Consider the following 19,538-nt stretch of genomic DNA (forward strand, 5'->3'; position numbering starts at 1 on the left):
CCCTTATTTCCCGTATGTTGAAATTTAAGTATATAAAAAAATACCTGCAGATAAAACACTCTTTTTCAAGTGTCCTAACTACAGGTACCATATTATGATGGGGTTGCCTCTTTTTTTGTGGAATCCAGGTCACAAAAAGAGGGGTCCAGGTCACGGGAAATAGGATTTAGGTCACGGGAAATAAAGTCCTGCTCACATTGGTGTAATGATTACAAATAAATACCCCATTCAGTATTCTTCTAACTTCCTCGGTAAGTCCCCCTTTTTTATGTTGACTAATAAGTAAACATAATGATAATATGTCTATTATAAAACAAACAAAAATAGGATGTGTTTACTTATGTTTTCGGAATTACTTTGGAATGCCTCTATCGAAGAGCTTAAAAAAGGATACACCCTCGAGACGGATCAGTATGTTTGTCTGCTTTGCGGGACTCAGTTTGAAAAAGGGAGGATCTACCCGGACCAAGACCGATTCTACGATGCGGAACGTTTTACGCAAATTCATATCGAGCAATATCATGGATCAGTGTTTGAATACTTGATTCACCAGGACAAAAAAATCACAGGTCTCACCGATCATCAGAAAAACCTGCTACACCTTTTTTATCAAGGGAAAAGCGATCCCGAGGTGCAAAAGGAAATGGGAATCGGCAGTGCCTCGACGATTCGCAACCATCGTTTTGCTCTCAAGGAGAAGGAGCGCCAAGCAAAGATATTTTTAACCTTGATGGAGCTGTTGCAGGAAAATGGAGAAAAGCAGCCCAAGTCCCGTGCACTCCAGCCCTTTCCGAAGAAACTAAAGGATAAGCGATCCGTACTGGAAAAAATAGTGAAGCAATTTGATCCAGACCAGATCTACACCGAGAAGGAAATCAATGACCATTTAAAAGAGACTTTCGACGATTATGTGATGGTACGTAGGTATTTAATTGATCTTGGATTTTTAGAGCGAAAACCTGAGGGAAGTGAATACTGGGTAAAGTCCGCCCAAAAAGAGGAGAAGTCAGAAAAGGGGATGGAAGAATTGGATAGAAAGAAGGAACTGAAACAGCAATATAAAGAAACGAAAAGTGAGGCTGGGGTGTATCAAATTCGCAACACGCAAAACAACAAAATCTATATCGATAGCACCACAAATTTGAAGACTTTAAGTGGGAAATTGTTTCAGCTGAAGATGGGCTCCCATATGAACAAAGCCTTACAAGCGGAGTGGAATCAGTATGGGGAAGATGCATTTGTCTTTGAGGTGCTAGAAATTTTAAAAGAGAATAAAAATGAATATGTTGATCCGAAAGATGATTTAAAAAAGCTTGAACAAAAGTGGTTAGATCATCTTCAGCCCTATGGGGATCAAGGGTATAATAAGAAAAAATCTTAATGAATAGGAGTACCAAAGATGAAATCGGCCCAAGAGGTTGTGAATTCACAGGGGAATGAAAATCAGACAGTCATGCGCCCTATGTTGATCTTTTTGATCCCCTTAATTTTAAGTAATGCCCTGCAATCGATTGGGCAATTAGCCGGCAGTATCTTTGTCGGCCGGTGGGTGGGGGTCGATGCGTTAGCGGCGATTTCGGCCTTCTTTCCGCTATTTTTTCTGCTTATTTCTTTCACGATCGGAATCGGTGCGGGCAGTTCGATTCTCATCGGTCAGGCGTACGGTGCGGGAAATCAGGAGCGACTAAAAGCAGTAGTCGGAACAACACTGACCACAACCTTTGTGCTAAGTGTCCTACTGGCTTTGATCGGTGGAATCTTCACTTGGGATATTCTGCGCCTGATTGGAACGCCGGAAAATGTGATTGGGGTTAGCGTTCACTATGCCCGCATTTTATTTTGGTCGATGCCCATTCTGTTTTTATACATTGCTTATACGACGTTCATGCGGGGAACAGGAGATTCAAAAACCCCTTTTCACCTGCTCATTGTTAGTACCTCACTAAATGTTGCGCTCTTGCCTTTTCTTATTTTCGGCTGGTTGGGCTTGCCTGAACTCGGGGTTTATGGTGCAGCTTATGCTTCTGTGATTTCGACGGTTTTAACCTTTATCGTGATGCTCATTTATCTGAAGAAAACCAACCACCCGCTACAATTTGATGCGTCGGTTCGGCAACATTTACGGATTGACATGGCTTTACTAAAAAAGCTCCTGCGCCTTGGGATTCCATCCAGCGTCAATATGATCCTGGTTTCTTTATCAGAAATTGCCGTGATCACTTTTGTCAATCGTTTTGGATCGGATGCAACGGCAGCTTATGGTGCAGTTAACCAGGTGGTCAGTTACGTTTCCATGCCAGCGATAAGTCTCGGTATGGCGGTTTCGATTTTTGCGGCTCATGCCATTGGGAGGGGCCAACAAGAACAGTTAGCCCAGGTCTTCCGAGCGGGGTTACTGCTAAACTACTTGATCGGCGGATTCCTGGTGATCGTTGTCTATCTTTTTTCACAGCATATTCTATCCTGGTTCCTCACCAACCAGTCAACGCTTGAAATCGCCCATAGCCTATTGATGATCACTCTGTGGAGTTACCTGGTTTTCGGTCATGCGATGATTGTCAGCTCCATGATGCGAGCCAGTGGAACGGTGTTGTGGCCCATGGTATTTGGCATTGTCTCTATTTGGTTGGTGGAGGTACCGGTTGCCTATTACCTTTCTTCGTTCACAAGCCTTGGAATTAAAGGGATCTGGATTGGATATCCAGCTGCCTTTTTCGTGAACCTCCTTTTACAATATACCTATTATCGCCTGATCTGGAAAAAGAAACGGATAGAACGGTTAATCTAAAATTGTCGTTTTTCCCCTATTTCCATGGTATAATGGGTAACTTCCATGGGAAGGGGCGATGTTAAAAATGAGACGGTGGTTTCTCATCTTTGGAGTGGTATTGATCTTTATCTCGATTAATCCATTATTTTTAATGGGACGGGAAATTTACTATGAAAATAAAGTGAATCGAGAGTTTCAAATCGATCAAATTAGCGTGAACTTCATGGAGCTTGGAAAGGTTGAGATCCTTGGAAAAGGGGCTCCGATTGAGGTTGAAGGGATCACGGTCAAGAACGATCTGCAGCGGGGAAAAGATTCAACCCAATATACTCGGGAATACGCCTGGAATGGTCATACGATTCTAACCCAAGATTATTTTCAGCCGGGGATTGTCGATGAAGAGGACTATCCGCTTTCCAAATTGAAGGTGGTCATCAATGGCAAGGATTATTCTGTTGAAAATCCGATTGAGATACGTCCAAATTACTTTGATAACAATCGATACCATGGCTTTTTTGGTGTGTTAAGGGTTAAATCGGAGGGGAACGAAGAATTGGTTCTTGTTCAACGGGTTTCCGGCCCTGAATTTAAAAGGGAGCAAGACCTTGCTTGGCGCACTCTTCGGATTCAAAAGGATGGGCAAGTCACCCTGGACCAATTTACCTATGATGAACGGGGGGATCTTCCGCAGCGGGTGAACTTTGTCAATCAGGCATCGACCTCGCCGATTGCACTCGGATATCGTTCAAATATCCTGCAGGGTTGGCCCAGTCTCTTGTTTCCACTACTTTATCCATTTGGGACTGCAACTTTTGGGCTGTTGTTTACGTTAATAGGTTTGTTGATGAGGAAGAAAAAAGGTTTAGCATGAGAGGAGAAAATTTGTGGACCAAAAAATAGAAAAAGACGGAGGCACCTTTGGGAGTAAGGAGAACCTTTTAGTCATTATCGTGATGATCTTTGGTGTGTTTGTCGCTATTCTGAATGAAACCCTGCTGAATGTGGCCCTGCCGAAAATTATGGCAGATATCGGGATCGAACCAAGTACAGCGCAGTGGCTTAGTACGGGATACCTCTTGGTGATCGGTGTATTGATTCCGGTCACAGCCTTTCTAATTGAACGGTTTACGACAAGGGGTCTCTTTTTATCGGCAATGGGTTTATTTACGCTCGGGACTTTGATTGCGGCGATCTCACCGAATTTTGCTGTGTTGTTGTTGGGAAGGGTCTTGCAAGCAGCGGGAACAGGGCTGATGTTCCCGCTGCTTACGAATGTCGTATTCGCGATGGTTCCTTTGGAAAAAAGGGGTTCAGCAATGGGGACGATTGGAATCGTGATCACCTTTGCCCCGGCGATTGGACCGACGTTGTCCGGGATTATTGTCGAGCACTTTAGTTGGCGTGTTTTGTTTTATAGTGTTTTGCCGATTGCGTTGTTTGTGATTGTTTTTGCTTTTATCAAATTGAAAAATGTCACGGAAGTCAGCCGTCCGTCGATTGATCTTGTTTCCCTGTTTCTATCCACTGTAGGATTTGGCGGAATCGTGTTTGGGTTTAGCAGTGCCGGCGGAGAAAATGTGGAGTGGACCAGCAACGAGGTGTGGATGCCGATTGTGATTGGTGGGGTTTCGCTCGCATTATTCACTTGGCGTCAGTTGACAATGGCTCATCCGATGCTTGATCTGCGGACATTTAGATACCCCATTTTCAGGCTATCGACTGTAATTATGATCATCGTGATGATGGCGATGTTCTCTGCAATGATGCTGTTGCCGATCTTTTTGCAAAATGGGCTTGGATATAGTCCGCTAAAAGCTGGCTTCGTGATGCTTCCCGGTGGGATCGTGATGGGGATTATGTCACCGGTCACCGGGCGATTGTTTGATAAGTTTGGGGCCAAGTGGCTCGCCGTAATCGGATTAGGGTTGATGGCTGTGACGCTGTGGCGATTTGCTTTTATCACCGTGACGACACCATATCTGGAGATTATGGTGATGAATACTTTGCTGATGCTAGGGATTTCCATGCTCATGATGCCCGTCATGACTAATGCCCTGAACCAACTTCCGGTTCCATTGTATCCCCACGGTACAGCGATCATCAGTACATTGCAGCAGGTGGCCGGTGCAGTCGGTACAGCCCTTTTAGTGACTGTGATGTCGACCAGCGCGGAGCGTTTTATGGAACAGGCAGGAAGCACTGCTGATCCAGTACTCGCGCTGACCGCAGGGATGAAAACTGCATTCTTGATCTCCTTCGGTCTAGTTGTCATTGCTTGGATCGTTGCGTTTAAGATTAAGCGGGCGAAAGCGGTTATGGAGACGAGGGAAGCTTCAGGATATTGAGGTTGAGGTCGAGGTTGGCGTCGGTCAATGAACTTCATTAAGGCTATGAAGATCAATGAGGCCGATCAGACGTCGGTCAATGAACTTCATCGGAGCTATGAAGATCAATCACGCCGATCAGACGCCGGTCATTGAACTTCATCAAGGCTATGAAGATCAATGAGGCCGATCAGACGTCGGTCAATGAACTTCATCAAGGCTATGAAGATCAATGAGGCCGATCAGACGTCGGTCAATGAACTTCATCGGAGCTATGAAGATCAATGAGGCCGATCAGACGTCGGTCAATGAACTTCATCGGGGCTATGAAGATCAATGAGGCCGATCAGACGCCGGTCAATGAACTTCAAGGCTTTGATGCCCACCTCCTCAAACCCAAGAAAAGCATATTCCCCCCCCTCCCAGTAAAAAGTAAGAAGGGAAAAAACTGGGAGGTACCCACCATGAGTAAAGAATTAAATTACCCATCTTCACAACCCCCACAACATCAATTTCAACAGCCTGGCTTGGAATATGAGATGAATCCTCTGCCGATTTCCGAGGATCGCGACTATAAAGGAAGCGGTAAGCTGAAAGGGAAAGTGGCATTAATAACCGGCGGGGACAGTGGAATTGGTCGAGCGGTGGCAATCGCCTATGCAAAGGAAGGGGCCAACGTAGCCATAAGCTATCTTTCCGAGCATCAGGATGCAGAAGAAACAAAGCGACGCGTGGAAGAAACGGGGCAAAAATGCCTGCTGATTCCTGGGGATATCGGGGATGAGGCGTTTTGTACAAAGATCGCCCAGCAAGTGGTACAAACCTTTTCGGGTCTCGATATTCTGGTCAACAACGCCGCTGAGCAGCATCCGCAGCCTGGGATTGAATACATTACTTCGGTCCAACTTGAAAGAACTTTCCGTACAAACATCTTTGCCATGTTTTACCTAACCAAAGCAGCTCTTCCCTACCTTAAACCAGGCAGCAGTATTGTCAATACTGCTTCGATTACAGCGTATAAAGGAAATGAACAGTTAATCGATTATTCATCAACAAAAGGGGCTGTCGTCACCTTCACTAGGTCCTTATCCCAATCTATAGTGAATAAAGGAATTCGCGTCAATGCCGTAGCACCAGGGCCGATTTGGACCCCGCTAATTCCTTCAACCTTTACCGCAGAACAAGTGGCGGTTTTCGGTACGGATACCCCGATGAAGCGCGCAGGACAGCCAGAGGAGTTGGCAGCGGGATATGTATTCCTAGCTTGTGATGATTCCTCTTACATGACAGGGCAGATGCTTCATATAAATGGGGGGACGATTGTTAATGGGTGATTCATTTCACTGAGTTTTTCCGCCATCATTTTGTCCTTCATTGCCTAGATGAAGGACAAATCTCCAAACCTCCACACGGACTATGACAAAATATCCCAAATTTTTATTGATTTACAATTAAAATTATCATAATATTAGCCATATAATGCCAAATGTTTATTTAATGTTTTATTTTAATAGAATTGAAATACAAATAGAAGGGAAGTACATAACATGGAATTAAAAGGTCGTGTAGTTTTGGTTACTGGTGGGGCAACTGGGCTAGGACGTGAGGTTTCATTAGACTTGGCAAAATCGGGGATGTCTGTTGCTGTCAACTATTCTCGTTCAGAGCAGGATGCAAATGAGACGGTTGAGGCGATTCAAGCTTTGGGTGGAACCGCTATGGCCATTCGGGCAGACGTTTCTTCCAGCGCGGAAGTGAATGATATGATAGGGGCGATTATTGAAAAGTTTGGTAGATTAGATGCGGTTGTGGCCAATGCAGGGACGACTGTCTTCCGTTCTTTTGACGATATCGATGGGGTAACAGAAGAGGATTGGGATCGCATCATGGCAGTGAACGTGAAAGGTGCTTGGCTTACTGCAAAAGCAGCTGCTCCCTATATGAAAAAACAGGGGGCTGGTCGAATTGTCATCACCACCTCTGTAGCAGGCATTAGACCAAGAGGAAGCTCCCTTCCATACTCCGTTTCAAAAGCGGCTGCAATCCATTTGACCAAAGGCTTGGCTAAAGGATTAGGGCCAGAAATACTAGTCAATGCAATTGCCCCTGGATTATTGGATACGAGATGGACACGTGGGCACAGTCAGAAGACAATTGATAGCTTCATAGAAAGCTCACCGCTTCATTCTCTTCCAACTTTAGCTGATAACGCACGGCAAATCAAAGCACTAATCGAAACCGATTCGATGACGGGAGCGATCGTTGTGATTGATAGTGGGTCCACACTGTAGAAGGAGCACTCGTTGCTCCTTTTTTTCATTGGGCCGATTCGATTCGGTTTTCCTCTGTCCAATCAACCCCCTCGAACAAAGTTCATAATACTTTCAGAAGTATAATGAACTCCCTTGCAGTAAAATAGATTCATCAAATATAAAAAAATAATTATTTATGATCCAGTACATAGGGAGGAGGGGCAGTGATGAAGTTTTGGAAAACACAAGGAATCGTGATCATGGTATCACTTATCATGCTCGTACTCGCTTTCCTTTTTATTGAACTATCAGATCCAGCTTTTCGAGTGCAAAACCATCTTACGATTCATCTCATTATCGAGATTGTTATTATCATCATCTCTTTTACGATCGCCCTGCAGGCGTGGATGATTTTTCCGCATATTTTGTCCAATCACCGATTGTGGCTTGGCTCGCTTTTCCTATCGATTGGCATCCTGGAGATCTTCCAGGTCATTACATATAAAGGAATGCCGTTTTTCCTAGTGGACAGTTCACCCTATCGTGCGACCTGGTTTTATATTGTAAATCGAGTGACACAGGCCTTATGCCTGCTCTTGATTGTGGTAACCAAGGAAAAGCAGGTGCAGCCTCAATATCGATGGGGAGCTTATGGCTTGGCTTTTTTCTATTCACTTCTATGGATAGCGATCATTCTTCATCCCAATCAAGTCCTCCCGCAATTGGTTGTGGAAGGGATCGGAACGACGGCACTTAAAAATGGCCTGCAGTATACAGCGATTATTTTGCAATTCCTTATCATTGTTGTTCTTGTGAAAAATATAAAGTCCAAAGAAACCTTCAACCGAGTGCTGATTTTAGCTTCGATCTATTTAATGATTGGCGATTCGATGTTCACTACATACAAAAGTGTTTACGATGTAATGAATTTTGTTGGGCATATCTTTCAGGTATTTGGCTTCTACTTCCTTTTAAGGGCTCTCTATTATAGTTCTGTGGAGGAACCTTTCCAAAAATTAAAAGAAGCACGCGAACATTTGGCTTTTGTCGCTCATCACGATGAAACGAGCAAGCTCCCGAATTCACGCTACATTGATGAAAAGCTGGACCAGATGATAGAACAGCATGCAGATGGCAAAGTGGTTGTGTTATTGCTTGAAATGGCCCGCTTTAAAACGATTAATCAATCACTCGGCTATACCTTCGGAGATCTGGTTTTGCAATCGGTAGCAGCCCGTCTTCGTGAGTCTCTTTCTGATGATTTATTTTTGGGGAAGTTGAGAGGGGACAAGTTTTGCATCCTGGCCCCCAGTGCAATAGCTGGTGAATCCCCGGTGGGAATTTGTCGGCATATTCACGAGGCATTGCACGACCCTTTTGTGATTCAGGGCCTTCTTTTAAATGTCACCGTAAACATAGGAATTGCGGTTTATCCAGAACACGGCGAAGCGAAAAGCGAACTTCTGCGACACGCGCAGATTGCCATGAACGAAGCTGAGCAGGACGTCGATCGATTTGCCATTTTTCATCCGACCATGGAGCAGCAGTCTTTGGCTAGGTTAGTCCTGGAACAAGATTTACATAAAGCTCTGGAAAAAAACGAATTACATGTCGTCTATCAACCACAAGTTGATTTATGTAACGGGCAGATCCTTGCCCTCGAGGCCCTTCTGCGATGGAAGCATCCGAAACAAGGGTGGATTTCGCCGGGTCAATTTATTCCGATTGCGGAAGAAACAGGGTTGATTATTCCAATTGGTGAATGGGTATTAAGAACGGCATGTAGACAGGTAAAGGCTTGGCACGAACAGGGATTTCCGCCCTTTGGCATATCCGTGAATCTCTCTACACGGCAATTTTTCCAGCATAATTTAGCGGAAAAGGTTGAAGAAATTCTTGAGGAAACAGATCTTCCTTCGCATTATCTAGAGTTGGAAATTACCGAAAGCATGACGATGAATGTGAGCCATGCAATTGGTGTTTTGCAAAAGTTAAAGAAGCTTGGAGTAAAAGTCTCTGTCGATGATTTCGGTACAGGGTATTCCTCCTTGAATTATTTAAAAGAACTTCCCATCGACCGGTTAAAAATTGATCAATCCTTTATCCGAAATATACTAGAAGATAAACAAAATGCTGCCTTAACCTCGATGATCATCTCGATGGCCAAATTCCTGGAAATCAAAGTGATTGCCGAAGGGGTAGAGACCTTGGAGCAATTCCGTTATTTGGAGCGTCATCAGTGCCACCAAGGACAGGGATATCTCTTTAGCCCGCCCATTTCGGCGGAAGATTTCACTGCACAATTTTTTGAGAAACAAAATCAATTCCAGTCCTATGTTTTACACTAGATGACTGTCCCTGGCGCCAGGTTATGGTGTCGGGATATTTTTTTGCTGCAATTAAATATTGCATTTTTTCAGATTTGTTATATCATTTAGGTATATTTTAGAAAATTTAAACGGTTAAATATTATCTTTCACAGGAAGTGAGGATTTGGTAACGATTAAGGACATTGCAAAGCATGCGGGCGTTTCCGTGGCTACCGTTTCTTATGTATTAAACAACACAAGATACGTGAGTCCACAGCGAAGGGAACGCGTTTTGCAGGCTGTTGAGGAACTGAATTATGTTCCCAACGCTGTGGCCCGTGGGCTTAGAGCTAGGAATACAAAGACTTTAGGTTTGGTTTTATCAGATATTACGAATCCCTTTTTTCCTGATTTAGCAAAAGGCTGTGAGGACGCAGCACAGGCCGCCGGTTTTTCTCTAGTCATGTTAAATACCAATGAGCAAAGGGAGCGGATCATCAATGCCGTTTTGCAAATTCGGGAAGGGAAAGTAGATGGATTAATCATCGCCAGTGCCGTCAAGCAAGACCTGGGGATTCTGCAGGAACTGGTGTTAGAAGGGTATCCCATCGTCCTGGCCCATCGCCGTATCCAGGATCTTCAGGTGGATTCTGTTGTGGCCGACAATTTCCAGGGGGTCACATCGGCCGTACGCTATTTTATTTCCCTTGGTCATACCCGGATTGCTATGTTTACAGGTGTGGATGAGACCTCAGTGAATATGGAACGAAAAGAGGGTTTTATCAAGGCGATGACAGACGCCGGTCTCCCAATCCGTCAGGAATGGATGTGCAATACGTTAGGAGATTACCAGCTCGCTTATAATGCTTCCGCAAATCTGATGCGCCTGCCTTGGGAAGAAAGACCAACTGCCGTGGTTTGTATGAATGACATGGTTGCCTTAGGAGTCATGGACGCGGTGGAGGATCGGGGATACCAGGTTCCAGCGGATATGGCAGTGATTGGCTTTGATGACCTATTTTTTGCTGGTACCCAGCGTATTCAGTTAACCAGTGTGCGTATCCCCCGCTATGAGATCGGTCAACAGGCCGCCCGTTTGATCATTGACCGAATTCAGCGAACAAAGACTATGGAACCGATGGAAATCGTTCTGCCGACGCAACTTGTGGTGAGAAAAACAAGCGGAGATGGGATTTATCGTTAGTGTGTTGATATCTAATCGATTAGAAAAAGGGAGGAGCGAGCAAAGTGAGGTTAACTAAAAAGGAAGTTTTTGAGAAAGGTCTGCAAAAAGTAGCGAATATGGAGGAGAGTTTACGTGAATTTCCGCATATTACAAGGGATGGACAATGGCTGACACACGAAAATGGGCATTGGACAGGCGGATTTTGGGTTGGGTTGTTGTGGCTGAAATCGCTATACGCGGTCGAGTCGGAGAGAGCACAGCTTCAAACAAAAGCAGCCGGATGGGCAAAACGGCTTGCTGTCCGCGTGACTGACAATAAAACGCATGATCAAGGCTTTATTTTTGGACCAAGCTGTATTTTGGGCTACCATCTGACAGGGGATCCTGAGTTTATTCGCTTGGCCGAGGCTGGGGCAAAAAACATGCGTGATCTGTTCGAAGATCGAGTCGGGCTGATTCTAGCCTGGGATGAACCAGGCTATGAAGGGGTGGCCATAGTTGATACGATCATGAACCTTCCCTTGTTATCCTGGGTTGCAAAGCAGCAGGACAAACCGGAATACCATGAACTAGCCTGCCATACTGCCGATCACATTTTACAACATCATGTTCGCCCCGACGGTTCCACTTATCATGTGGTTCGCTGGGATCCAAGCAGTTATGAGATCGTGGAAAGAAGAACCCATCAGGGCTTTGCTCCTGAAAGCTGCTGGTCCAGAGGCCAAGCTTGGGCGACCTACGGATTTGCCAATATGTACCGATACACGAAGAAGGCAGAATATCTTGAGGCGGCGCAAAAAATAGGCGAGTACTACTGGGATCATTTAGATGATGATTTGAAATTGCCAAGATGGGATTTTGTCTTCCAAAATCGTACCGACGAGCCCCTTGACGCATCTTCCGCTTCCATTGCAGCCTCCGGGATGATTTTAATGTATGATCTTCTCAAGCAGGCAGGTTCACTGGATGCGGACATTTGGCTAGATCGTGCCGACCAAATCTTGCAGGGCATGGCCACTCACTGTCTATACCATGATATGGAGCGGTTCGGGATTATTGAAAAGGCCACTGTGGATAAGCCTAGAAATTCTGGGATCAATGAGTCCACAATGTATGGTGATTATTATTTTATGGAGGCAATTTACCGTAGACTACAGCTGCATGAAGGGAATCGCAAGGGACTAGAGATTCTCTATTAATTTATGAACCGAGAATTCCGCCTATCTTTAAAGTAAAGATTTAGGCGGAATTTTCAAATTTCCCCGCTTAATCTAGCTATCTCCTCGCACACAACCCTCGCTAGTGATCATTCCCATGATCAAACTTTCCCTTCTGGTAAAAATACTTTACAATTAAACTGTTCTACGAGACCAATTTAAAAACGAAAGAAGGCAAAAGGCAATGAAAAAGAAAGGCTTCTCCTCTCGTTCTGTGCATGGGGGAAAGGACATCCATCTATCCAATCGTCCGGAAGCAATGCCAATTTATCAAACCTCTGTTTTTACTTTTGATGATTTAAGCCATATGGAAAGCTATTTTGAACCTTCCAGTGATTCCTACTTATATTCCCGTGACAAAAATCCTAATCCATCCGCTTTGGAGCAAGTCTATGCTGATCTTGAAGGCGGGGAAGCAGCGGTGGTCACCTCTTCGGGGATGGCTGGGATCTGCGCCGGGATCCTCAGCTGTGTTCAAGCGGGGGATCATGTCCTTTGTTCCTCGGAGATTTACGGTGTAACCGGTGCCTTATTGGAAAAAGAGTTAAACAGACTTGGAGTTGAGTACAGCTTTGCTTCTTTTCACGATCTTTCATCCGTAGAGAGTGCCATCCAACCGAATACGAAGGCTTTTGTCACAGAAGTCGTGGCAAATCCTTTACTTACGGTGATGGATATCGGCGCTTTGGCTGATCTGGCGCATGCCCATCAATGCCAATTGATTGTGGACAGCACTTTTACTTCACCATACGTCATTCGTCCTCTAGAATTTGGAGCAGATATCGTGGTCCACAGTGCAACGAAATATTTAAACGGCCATAACGATGTTACAGCAGGAGTGGTGATATCGGATCAGGGGAAGATCAACCGGACGCGGGAAATCATTGTGCGCATGGGTTGTAATCTTGGGCCGTTTGAGGCTTGGTTGGCTTTGCGAGGAATTAAAACCTTTGCTTTGCGGATGAAGCAGCACTGTGAAAATGGTATGAAAATAGCGCAGTTCCTTGCCCAGCACCCCAAAATTGAAAAGGTCTACTACCCTGGATTGCCGACACATCCGACTTTTGCGGTGGCAGAGAAACTATTGGATGGGCGTTATGGCGGGATGGTCAGTTTTAAAGTGGTTGATGACAAAGAGAAAATCAATCGTTTCATACGCACCCTTGAATCGATCAATCTCGCGCCATCTCTGGCAGGTGTCGCCTCAACCTTGTCACATCCGATGATGACCTCCCACCGGGCATGGTCACCGGAAAAACAACAAACCTGGGGAATTACCATGGGACTGTTGCGGCTTTCTGTTGGAATCGAAGACGCGGAAGACATCATAGCTGATTTGGAGCAGGCGTTGGAGCAGCTATAGGAGAGAATAGCGGAAAGATTTTCCGTTATTCGTAAATCTGGGCTTGAAAAGTGATGAATAGCGGAAAATTTTTCCCTTATTCGGCCAAAGGAACAGATAAATTGGGTTACTAGAGCTCAATAGCGGAAATTTTTACCGCTATTGAGCTAATATTGCTAGGATTTTTGAGTATAGCGGAAAATTTTTCCGTTAAAATCCTCGCTAGCCATGGTAGGGTGCCTATGTTAAAACCCTGTGCCCACTATCCCGCTTGATCAGAAGCTAGCCCCGCACAGAAAAACTATTCACCAGTTCTTTCACCTTCATCATCATTACCAAAGCCTCCTGGTATTCCACCCCATCAGGATTACCCGCGTAAGGGATTTCCGATGCTTTCACTAACGCATAAACGATTCCATTTCGCTCACCTAGATAGGTGTGCATGCCCGTTTCCTGACCCCAGTCATTCCAATCCTGAAGGGCGATCCGCTCGACTCCGAATAAGGCACCATCATCTTTGCCTGAGCCTTTATAAAGAAATCCAGTTCGATTTAACTCCTCATCCTTCACGATTTTCAATTTCCCTTTCCAAGAGGAGGGGAGGGCTAAAGAAAAGTCCTCCTCCTCGTAAAGATAAAACTCCCCTGACAGATAGGGAGACCGTACGCCCACAACCCCATCTTTATCCATTACGACGTCCGAAATGACCCATTTCTTATCTTCCAAAACAGCTGTAACCTTTGCCTGTTCCTGCCTTTTCAGCTTGCTCGAATCAGTCACCTCAAAAGTTAAATCATAAACTACCTTCTGTTCAGATAACTTGTTTTCTTTTGTCACCGCAAAACGCTCGACCCACGGACTGGATCCACCCGTTACCCAATTCAATTCTTCCATCGCAAAATAATATTTTGCCCGCAGTTCTTTTGACAGATATGCATACTGAATAGCCCCGTTACGATCCTGCAGTCCCTTTGCCCAAGCGTTCACAGCGTCTTTGGCCGTCGCAGCGGAAAATGCCTTCTCTAATAACTCTATCCGAACCTCGGCGGGAGCCACAGCCGCGGCGGATGCCATCCCTTGTAAACAAGTCACCAACAATGTGGTACACAACAGTAATTTTTTCATGCAGAATCCCTCCACCAGATTAAACTACATGAATAGACGAAAGCGGTTGTGGCCTCCTTACAGCTTTTTTAACTTATTTCCATCCATCCAGGAGGCTTTTCATCATCTTCTCTTTTTCCTCGGAAGGGATTGGTCCAAAAATCTTAATCTCCGTTAATCCATCCTTTTCCCCGGGTCGAAAGACAGTGAGCACATCTTCTTGATAAAAAGCATCATACCCTTCAAATGTAAAAGATTTTGTTTTCTCGGCGACCATATTAATGGAGCTTTTAATCTCAGTGTTATAAAAGAAGTAGCTGACGTGAACAGCATCCTTCATCTGCTTCTGATCTGGTTTGACGCCTCCGTTGGTATAAATAGCATGGTAAAGATGCTTGAGAATAGGGATTAACTCCCTCTTCTGAAAGGACCGGTCCTCGTTCATCACGAACATGTAATCCTGGCCCCCTTCAAATGCCAACTGAAAACCTTCTGGCACATAAGAGGGGAGGGCAAATTGTGTTCCAACTAATTTCACTGATTCCTCCCGAGTGATCGTTCCGTACATCGAAAGATCTGGGTGAGCGTCTTCTTCATTTACTTCCGTTGATCGGAACGGAGGAGGCGGTAATTCTTGTTGTGAAACAACGTTAATTTCGGTTTGACCCACTTTGCTAAAATAATTGGCCGAGGCGGTTCCAACAACTAACAGGAAAGCCGTCGAAAAAATGAGCACGGCCTTCTTCGTTGGAACAGCTTTTTTTCTAGGCTTTATATCCCTTTCAATGCGGCTCCACATATGATCAAAATCAACCTGCGGAATCTTCTCTTCCTGAAGCAATTGGCGATACTGATTTTCCATTTCACTCATTTATAAAACCCCCCATTCCTTAGCTAGTTTTTGCATCTTGGATTTTCTTTGTAATGTCTGGTGTCCTTTAAAGCAGCGTGATTTCACGGTTCCAACTGCTATCTGCAGAACTTCTGCAATCTCTTCATAGCTCAAATCATGGAAATACCGAAGAATGACAACGGACCGAATCTTTTCGGGCAGTTCCCCCAAGATCTGAAAGAGTTCCGAACGAGTTTCCTCATTGATCAATTTTTTTTCTGAGGAATGGGGATCCATTAATTTTTTCGTCCAATCCCAGATCCCCTGGCGACTCCTTCGCTTTAAAAAATTTCGGCATGTATTCATGGCGATACTCAGTAACCAAGGCTTTACCTTTTCAATGGTCAGAAAATCCCGTTCAAACGCCTTAATAAAAACATCCTGGCACACATCTTCGGCATCCTGTTGATTTTGTAGCATGTAATAGCAGGTTCGAAAAACATCTTCTTTATACAGTTCAAAAACCTCACGAGGCGTCATCGCGTATTTCCCTCCTTTCTGTTTGTTGGTTTCTATGTATGTAACAATTTTCCTGAGGAAAAGGTTCGCTTTATTTTTCTTGCTGCTAAAAATGTGAAGGAATGTCAAAGGGTGTGGTTACTGACGAAAGGGGAGAGTGGTCAGAGGAGAGTGGAATGTATATCGTAGGATTCCTCTCAAAAGGTATAATTCTGTAAGAAGGAGTAGCTTTCCTCTGTGGTATGGAAGGTCCAAAGGAAACTTTCTATGAAAAAGTACGTCTATACACTTATACAGCCATAGGGAGGGGAACCTGATGAGAAAAGTAAAAATAACAGGTCTTGCGGCACTAGTAGCAACGATTCTATTAACAAATACAGTTCAAGCGAAGACAATTCAACCAAAGGAAAATCAGCCTGTTCAAATCCAAGTAAACGGAAGCACCATATCTCTAAAAAATCCACCATATTTTGCGGAAGGAACCTGGCTAATCCCACTTAAGGATGCTGTGGAAACACTTGATTGCCAAGTAGACTGGGAGGGGAAAACAAAATCGATCACGGTTATCCGCGGTCCACAGTACGCCAAGCTAAGGATTGGTTCAAAAGAAGCCATCGTCAACGAAAAGCAAACTATGTTATATGCAGTCCCTCGTTTAGTGAATGGGAAAACTTTTGTGCCACTCCGTTTTGTTGCTGAATCACTCGGTGCACAGGTAGAATGGAAAGCTGCAAAGCGAACGATTGAGATTACGGATTCAAAGCACTATACCATCGGCCACGGAATCGATATAGAGAATCATCGGTTTTGGTTGGATGACAAAACCGGTACTTTATATGTTTCCAAATCTTTTGTCCCTGCCAAGGAAATTGGTTCTATAGGGGAACCGATTAAAGAGTTTGCACGGATGGAAGCCAGAAAATGGAGTCAGAACACCTGGATCCTTACAATTTGGGATAATTATGGAGAACCGCACATTAATAATGAAGCATACCAACTTCTTGTGAAAGATCAAAAGATCATCTATCAAACCAAAGCTTATTATCGCTACTGGACTGGAAAATTAGGTTATATCTATCAAGATCAGGCTGTATTTACTGACGGGCAAATGATCGAGCTAGTGGATCAAACAGGAAAAGTTACGCAAACCTATGATTTGGTGCGATTGGTAGGGGAGGGTGATTCTTACTCTATAGAAGGAATGGGCGAAAATTACTTGCTTGTGAAGCCTAACAAAACTGGGAAACATATCTTGATTGACTTGAAGACGAACAACAAAGTCCTATTGTATCAGCAGCTTTTAACCAAGGAGGAACAGGAGATTGCAGAGAAAAATGATCTGCCATTCTACACAGACTCACTCACATTTGTCGGTGAAAAAGACGGTTCTCTTCGTTTTATCTATAAGCATCCTTTTACTAATAAAGAACGTGAAGTGACCTATTCTATTAAAAAGTAGAAATGAAGCCCTGTCCCCTGCTTGCTGAATTCCCGATTAATGTTGAATTTTGGCTGATTTGGTTATATAGTCAAAATGGACCAATATAAAAAAGACAAGGTCGGCTGCAACTAGAAAAAAGGGGTGGGAGTTTTTGAAAGGCAGATTTCGATTTAACATTGGTAAGAAGTTAACGATAGGTTTTTTATCCATCGCGTTATTGCTTGGTGTTACCTGCAGTGTGATTTTTGCGTTTCTATCGCAAATGCAAACATCGTACAATGACCTGTTGGAGCGGAGAATGACGATTTTTACCGCGGCACAGGAGGTTGAAAAAAGCGCTATTCAACAATCTGACAGTCTGCGGGGATTTTTGCTTGCACCGAATGAAGAATTTGTGGAAAGTTTTCGTCAGCAAAGCAAGGATCTTGATCAATGGGTTGATAAGGCGATGCCACTTATGGAAAGCGAGCAAGATATGAAGCGTTTTGAGTTGATCAAGCAATCGAATAAATACTTTCGAGACAAAGCGGAACAGGTTATTCAAACGGCTGGGACCAATCTCGAACAGGCAAGAAGCCTAACAGTTAGTGAGGTTATTCCACTTGGTATCGGAATGACTCGTTTAGCTGCTGAAACATCTGATCGGCAAGAGGAAATGATGAAGGAGGAAAAGGCTATCAGTGAACAACTGGCGGGATTTGTCAAAAATCTGACGTTGATCATGACGGTTAGTGCTTTTGTTCTTTCTATTGTTATTGGCTATTTCCTTTCCAGAGTGATTACCAAACCGCTTAATGCCTTAGCGGTTCACGCTGCATCGATTGCGGATGGGGATCTCACTGTTGGAGCTTTACATATTAAAAATCGTGACGAAATCGGAGATTTGGCACAAACGTTTAACCAGATGTCATCCAATCTTCGCCGGCTAATCCTTCAGGTTCATTTGAATTCAGAGCAGGTTGCAGCGGCATCTGCTGAGCTGTCGGCAAGCTCGGAGCAGACTTCCCGGGCTACGGAACAAATCACAGCCGTGATTCAGGAAGTGGCATCGGGGTCAGACCAACAAGCGCAAAGCGTGGACGAGGGTGTCCAGGTCATTAACGATATGTCCGCAGGGGTTCAGCAGATTGCTAGAAGTTCCATGGAAACTTCGTCTGTCTCACTTAACGCCGCGCAAAAAGCAGCAGAAGGGAACGACTCCATTCAAGAGGCAGTCCAACAGATGGATGCCATTCAAGCAAAAATTACAGAATTATCACAGGCCATTCAGGAAATGGATCAACGCTCTCAAGAGATTGGGGAAATTGTGCAGGTTATATCGGGGATTGCTGGGCAGACGAATTTGTTGGCGCTAAATGCCGCGATTGAAGCAGCTCGAGCAGGGGAGCATGGTCGAGGATTCGCAGTGGTTGCCGATGAAGTGCGAAAACTAGCGGAACAATCGGCACATTCATCTGAACAAATTTCACAGCTGATCGAAAATATCCAAACCGGCTCCAAACATGCTTCTCGTTCGATGGAACAAGGGGCTGATGAGGTAGCTAAGGGGATCCGGGTGGTACATCACGCCGGTAAGCTGTTTAAGGAAATACAGCATTCGATTGATGAGGTGGCGACACAGATTCAGGAGATTTCCGCCGCCTCTGAGGAAATGTCAGCAAGTACGGAACAGGTTGTACATGTAATGGAAAACATCTCTACCGTTTCACAAAGCGTGGCATCTGGAACGCAAAACATCTCAGCAGCAGCCCAAGAACAACTAGCCTCAATGGAAGAAATTACGGGATCTGCAACATCGTTATCCCGAATGGCAGAGGAACTGCAACGTGAGGTTGCACAGTTCAAAGTTCCGGATCAGAATAAAATAAGCTGATTTCCGCCCAAGGAAGGTTTTCCTTGGGTTTTTCTTTTAACGTTTCGTTTTTCAATTAGCTCCGGCTGTCACCTGATATATCTTTTTTCCATTCTTCTACCCACTATCCCCTTTATTCAGAAGAAACGCCGCAGATGGAAAAGAAGGGTATGGCCCCGATTGCCTATTACTTTTCACCACTCTTTGCCCACTATCCCTTTTATTCAGAAGAAAATCCGCGGATGGCAGAGTAAAGTGTGAACAAGCTGCGATATGTTTGAACTGAAGAAGAGGGATAATAAACAGATGATGGAAATAGGTAATAGAGACCTAGTCTTTGTCGAAGGATTCTCCTTTACACGAGAACGTGTGTTTGTTATTATTTAAATA

15 protein-coding genes are annotated in these 19,538 nt (G+C 44.5%); 12 read left to right on the forward strand and 3 right to left on the reverse strand.

Features of this window, described 5'->3' with window-relative positions; all coding sequences use genetic code 11:
• The first annotated feature begins 340 nt into the window (after nt 1-340).
• The 10 genes from J2Z37_RS19820 (at nt 341) to J2Z37_RS19865 (ending at nt 13,421) form a co-directional block, all read left to right on the forward strand.
• Nucleotides 341-1,381 (forward strand): DUF2087 domain-containing protein, encoded by a 1,041-nt coding sequence (locus tag J2Z37_RS19820; RefSeq protein ID WP_209812053.1) that lies wholly within the window; start codon nt 341-343, stop codon nt 1,379-1,381.
• A 72-nt stretch (nt 1,382-1,453) separates the two neighbouring features.
• Complete coding sequence (locus tag J2Z37_RS19825) at nt 1,454-2,788, forward strand: MATE family efflux transporter (protein ID WP_425340343.1); 1,335 nt, start codon at nt 1,454-1,456, stop codon at nt 2,786-2,788.
• Between the two features lie 67 nt (nt 2,789-2,855).
• Nucleotides 2,856-3,641, forward strand: coding sequence for a hypothetical protein (locus tag J2Z37_RS19830; RefSeq protein WP_209812055.1), 786 nt, complete (start codon nt 2,856-2,858; stop codon nt 3,639-3,641).
• Between the two features lie 13 nt (nt 3,642-3,654).
• On the forward strand, nt 3,655-5,115 hold the full coding sequence (locus J2Z37_RS19835; RefSeq protein WP_342453859.1) for an MDR family MFS transporter: 1,461 nt from the start codon (nt 3,655-3,657) through the stop codon (nt 5,113-5,115).
• Nucleotides 5,116-5,558: 443 nt separating this feature from the next.
• Complete coding sequence (locus J2Z37_RS19840) at nt 5,559-6,428, forward strand: SDR family oxidoreductase (RefSeq protein WP_209812056.1); 870 nt, start codon at nt 5,559-5,561, stop codon at nt 6,426-6,428.
• A gap of 213 nt (nt 6,429-6,641) precedes the next feature.
• Nucleotides 6,642-7,385: an SDR family NAD(P)-dependent oxidoreductase gene (locus tag J2Z37_RS19845; RefSeq protein ID WP_209812057.1), complete on the forward strand. Its 744-nt coding sequence runs from the start codon at nt 6,642-6,644 to the stop codon at nt 7,383-7,385.
• Nucleotides 7,386-7,573: 188 nt separating this feature from the next.
• Complete coding sequence (locus J2Z37_RS19850; protein WP_209812058.1) at nt 7,574-9,694, forward strand: bifunctional diguanylate cyclase/phosphodiesterase; 2,121 nt, start codon at nt 7,574-7,576, stop codon at nt 9,692-9,694.
• 145 nt (nt 9,695-9,839) lie between these two features.
• Nucleotides 9,840-10,859: a LacI family DNA-binding transcriptional regulator gene (locus tag J2Z37_RS19855; RefSeq protein WP_209812059.1), complete on the forward strand. Its 1,020-nt coding sequence runs from the start codon at nt 9,840-9,842 to the stop codon at nt 10,857-10,859.
• A 44-nt stretch (nt 10,860-10,903) separates the two neighbouring features.
• Entirely contained in the window at nt 10,904-12,040 is a 1,137-nt protein-coding gene (locus tag J2Z37_RS19860; RefSeq protein WP_209812060.1) for a glycoside hydrolase family 88 protein, read from the forward strand.
• Between the two features lie 202 nt (nt 12,041-12,242).
• Nucleotides 12,243-13,421, forward strand: a complete 1,179-nt coding sequence (locus J2Z37_RS19865; RefSeq protein WP_209812061.1) for a trans-sulfuration enzyme family protein — start codon at nt 12,243-12,245, stop codon at nt 13,419-13,421.
• Between the two features lie 261 nt (nt 13,422-13,682).
• On the opposite strand, the gene J2Z37_RS19870 is transcribed toward J2Z37_RS19865, so the two are convergent.
• The 3 genes from J2Z37_RS19870 to J2Z37_RS19880 form a co-directional block, all read right to left on the reverse strand.
• A complete protein-coding gene (locus J2Z37_RS19870) occupies nt 13,683-14,525 on the reverse strand; it encodes a hypothetical protein (RefSeq protein WP_209812062.1) in 843 nt (280 codons plus the stop codon).
• Nucleotides 14,526-14,598: 73 nt separating this feature from the next.
• Complete coding sequence (locus tag J2Z37_RS19875) at nt 14,599-15,375, reverse strand: hypothetical protein (RefSeq protein WP_209812063.1); 777 nt, start codon at nt 15,373-15,375, stop codon at nt 14,599-14,601.
• Nucleotides 15,376-15,876 (reverse strand): RNA polymerase sigma factor, encoded by a 501-nt coding sequence (locus tag J2Z37_RS19880; RefSeq protein WP_209812064.1) that lies wholly within the window; start codon nt 15,874-15,876, stop codon nt 15,376-15,378.
• 295 nt (nt 15,877-16,171) lie between these two features.
• Here J2Z37_RS19880 and J2Z37_RS19885 point away from each other — a divergent pair, with 295 nt between their 5' ends.
• Entirely contained in the window at nt 16,172-17,314 is a 1,143-nt protein-coding gene (locus J2Z37_RS19885; RefSeq protein WP_209812065.1) for a stalk domain-containing protein, read from the forward strand.
• A 133-nt stretch (nt 17,315-17,447) separates the two neighbouring features.
• Nucleotides 17,448-19,169 carry a methyl-accepting chemotaxis protein gene (locus tag J2Z37_RS19890; protein ID WP_209812066.1) on the forward strand — a complete coding sequence of 574 codons (1,722 nt, stop codon included), beginning with the start codon at nt 17,448-17,450 and terminating at the stop codon, nt 19,167-19,169.
• The last annotated feature ends 369 nt before the right edge of the window (nt 19,170-19,538 follow it).

The organism is Ammoniphilus resinae (genome assembly GCF_017873965.1).
In the GTDB taxonomy this organism is placed as follows: domain Bacteria; phylum Bacillota; class Bacilli; order Aneurinibacillales; family RAOX-1; genus Ammoniphilus_A; species Ammoniphilus_A resinae.

Bases quoted from the DNA above. Each gene is read 5' to 3' on its own strand.
- J2Z37_RS19820 (WP_209812053.1), top strand. From the start codon at position 341: ATGTTTTCGGAATTACTTTGGAATGCCTCTATCGAAGAGCTTAAAAAA.
- J2Z37_RS19885 (WP_209812065.1), top strand. From the start codon at position 16,172: ATGAGAAAAGTAAAAATAACAGGTCTTGCGGCACTAGTAGCAACGATT.
- J2Z37_RS19840 (WP_209812056.1), top strand. From the start codon at position 5,559: ATGAGTAAAGAATTAAATTACCCATCTTCACAACCCCCACAACATCAA.
- J2Z37_RS19845 (WP_209812057.1), top strand. From the start codon at position 6,642: ATGGAATTAAAAGGTCGTGTAGTTTTGGTTACTGGTGGGGCAACTGGG.
- J2Z37_RS19865 (WP_209812061.1), top strand. From the start codon at position 12,243: ATGAAAAAGAAAGGCTTCTCCTCTCGTTCTGTGCATGGGGGAAAGGAC.
- J2Z37_RS19880 (WP_209812064.1), bottom strand. From the start codon at position 15,876: ATGACGCCTCGTGAGGTTTTTGAACTGTATAAAGAAGATGTTTTTCGA.
- J2Z37_RS19870 (WP_209812062.1), bottom strand. From the start codon at position 14,525: ATGAAAAAATTACTGTTGTGTACCACATTGTTGGTGACTTGTTTACAA.
- J2Z37_RS19850 (WP_209812058.1), top strand. From the start codon at position 7,574: ATGAAGTTTTGGAAAACACAAGGAATCGTGATCATGGTATCACTTATC.
- J2Z37_RS19830 (WP_209812055.1), top strand. From the start codon at position 2,856: ATGAGACGGTGGTTTCTCATCTTTGGAGTGGTATTGATCTTTATCTCG.
- J2Z37_RS19825 (WP_425340343.1), top strand. From the start codon at position 1,454: ATGCGCCCTATGTTGATCTTTTTGATCCCCTTAATTTTAAGTAATGCC.
- J2Z37_RS19875 (WP_209812063.1), bottom strand. From the start codon at position 15,375: ATGAGTGAAATGGAAAATCAGTATCGCCAATTGCTTCAGGAAGAGAAG.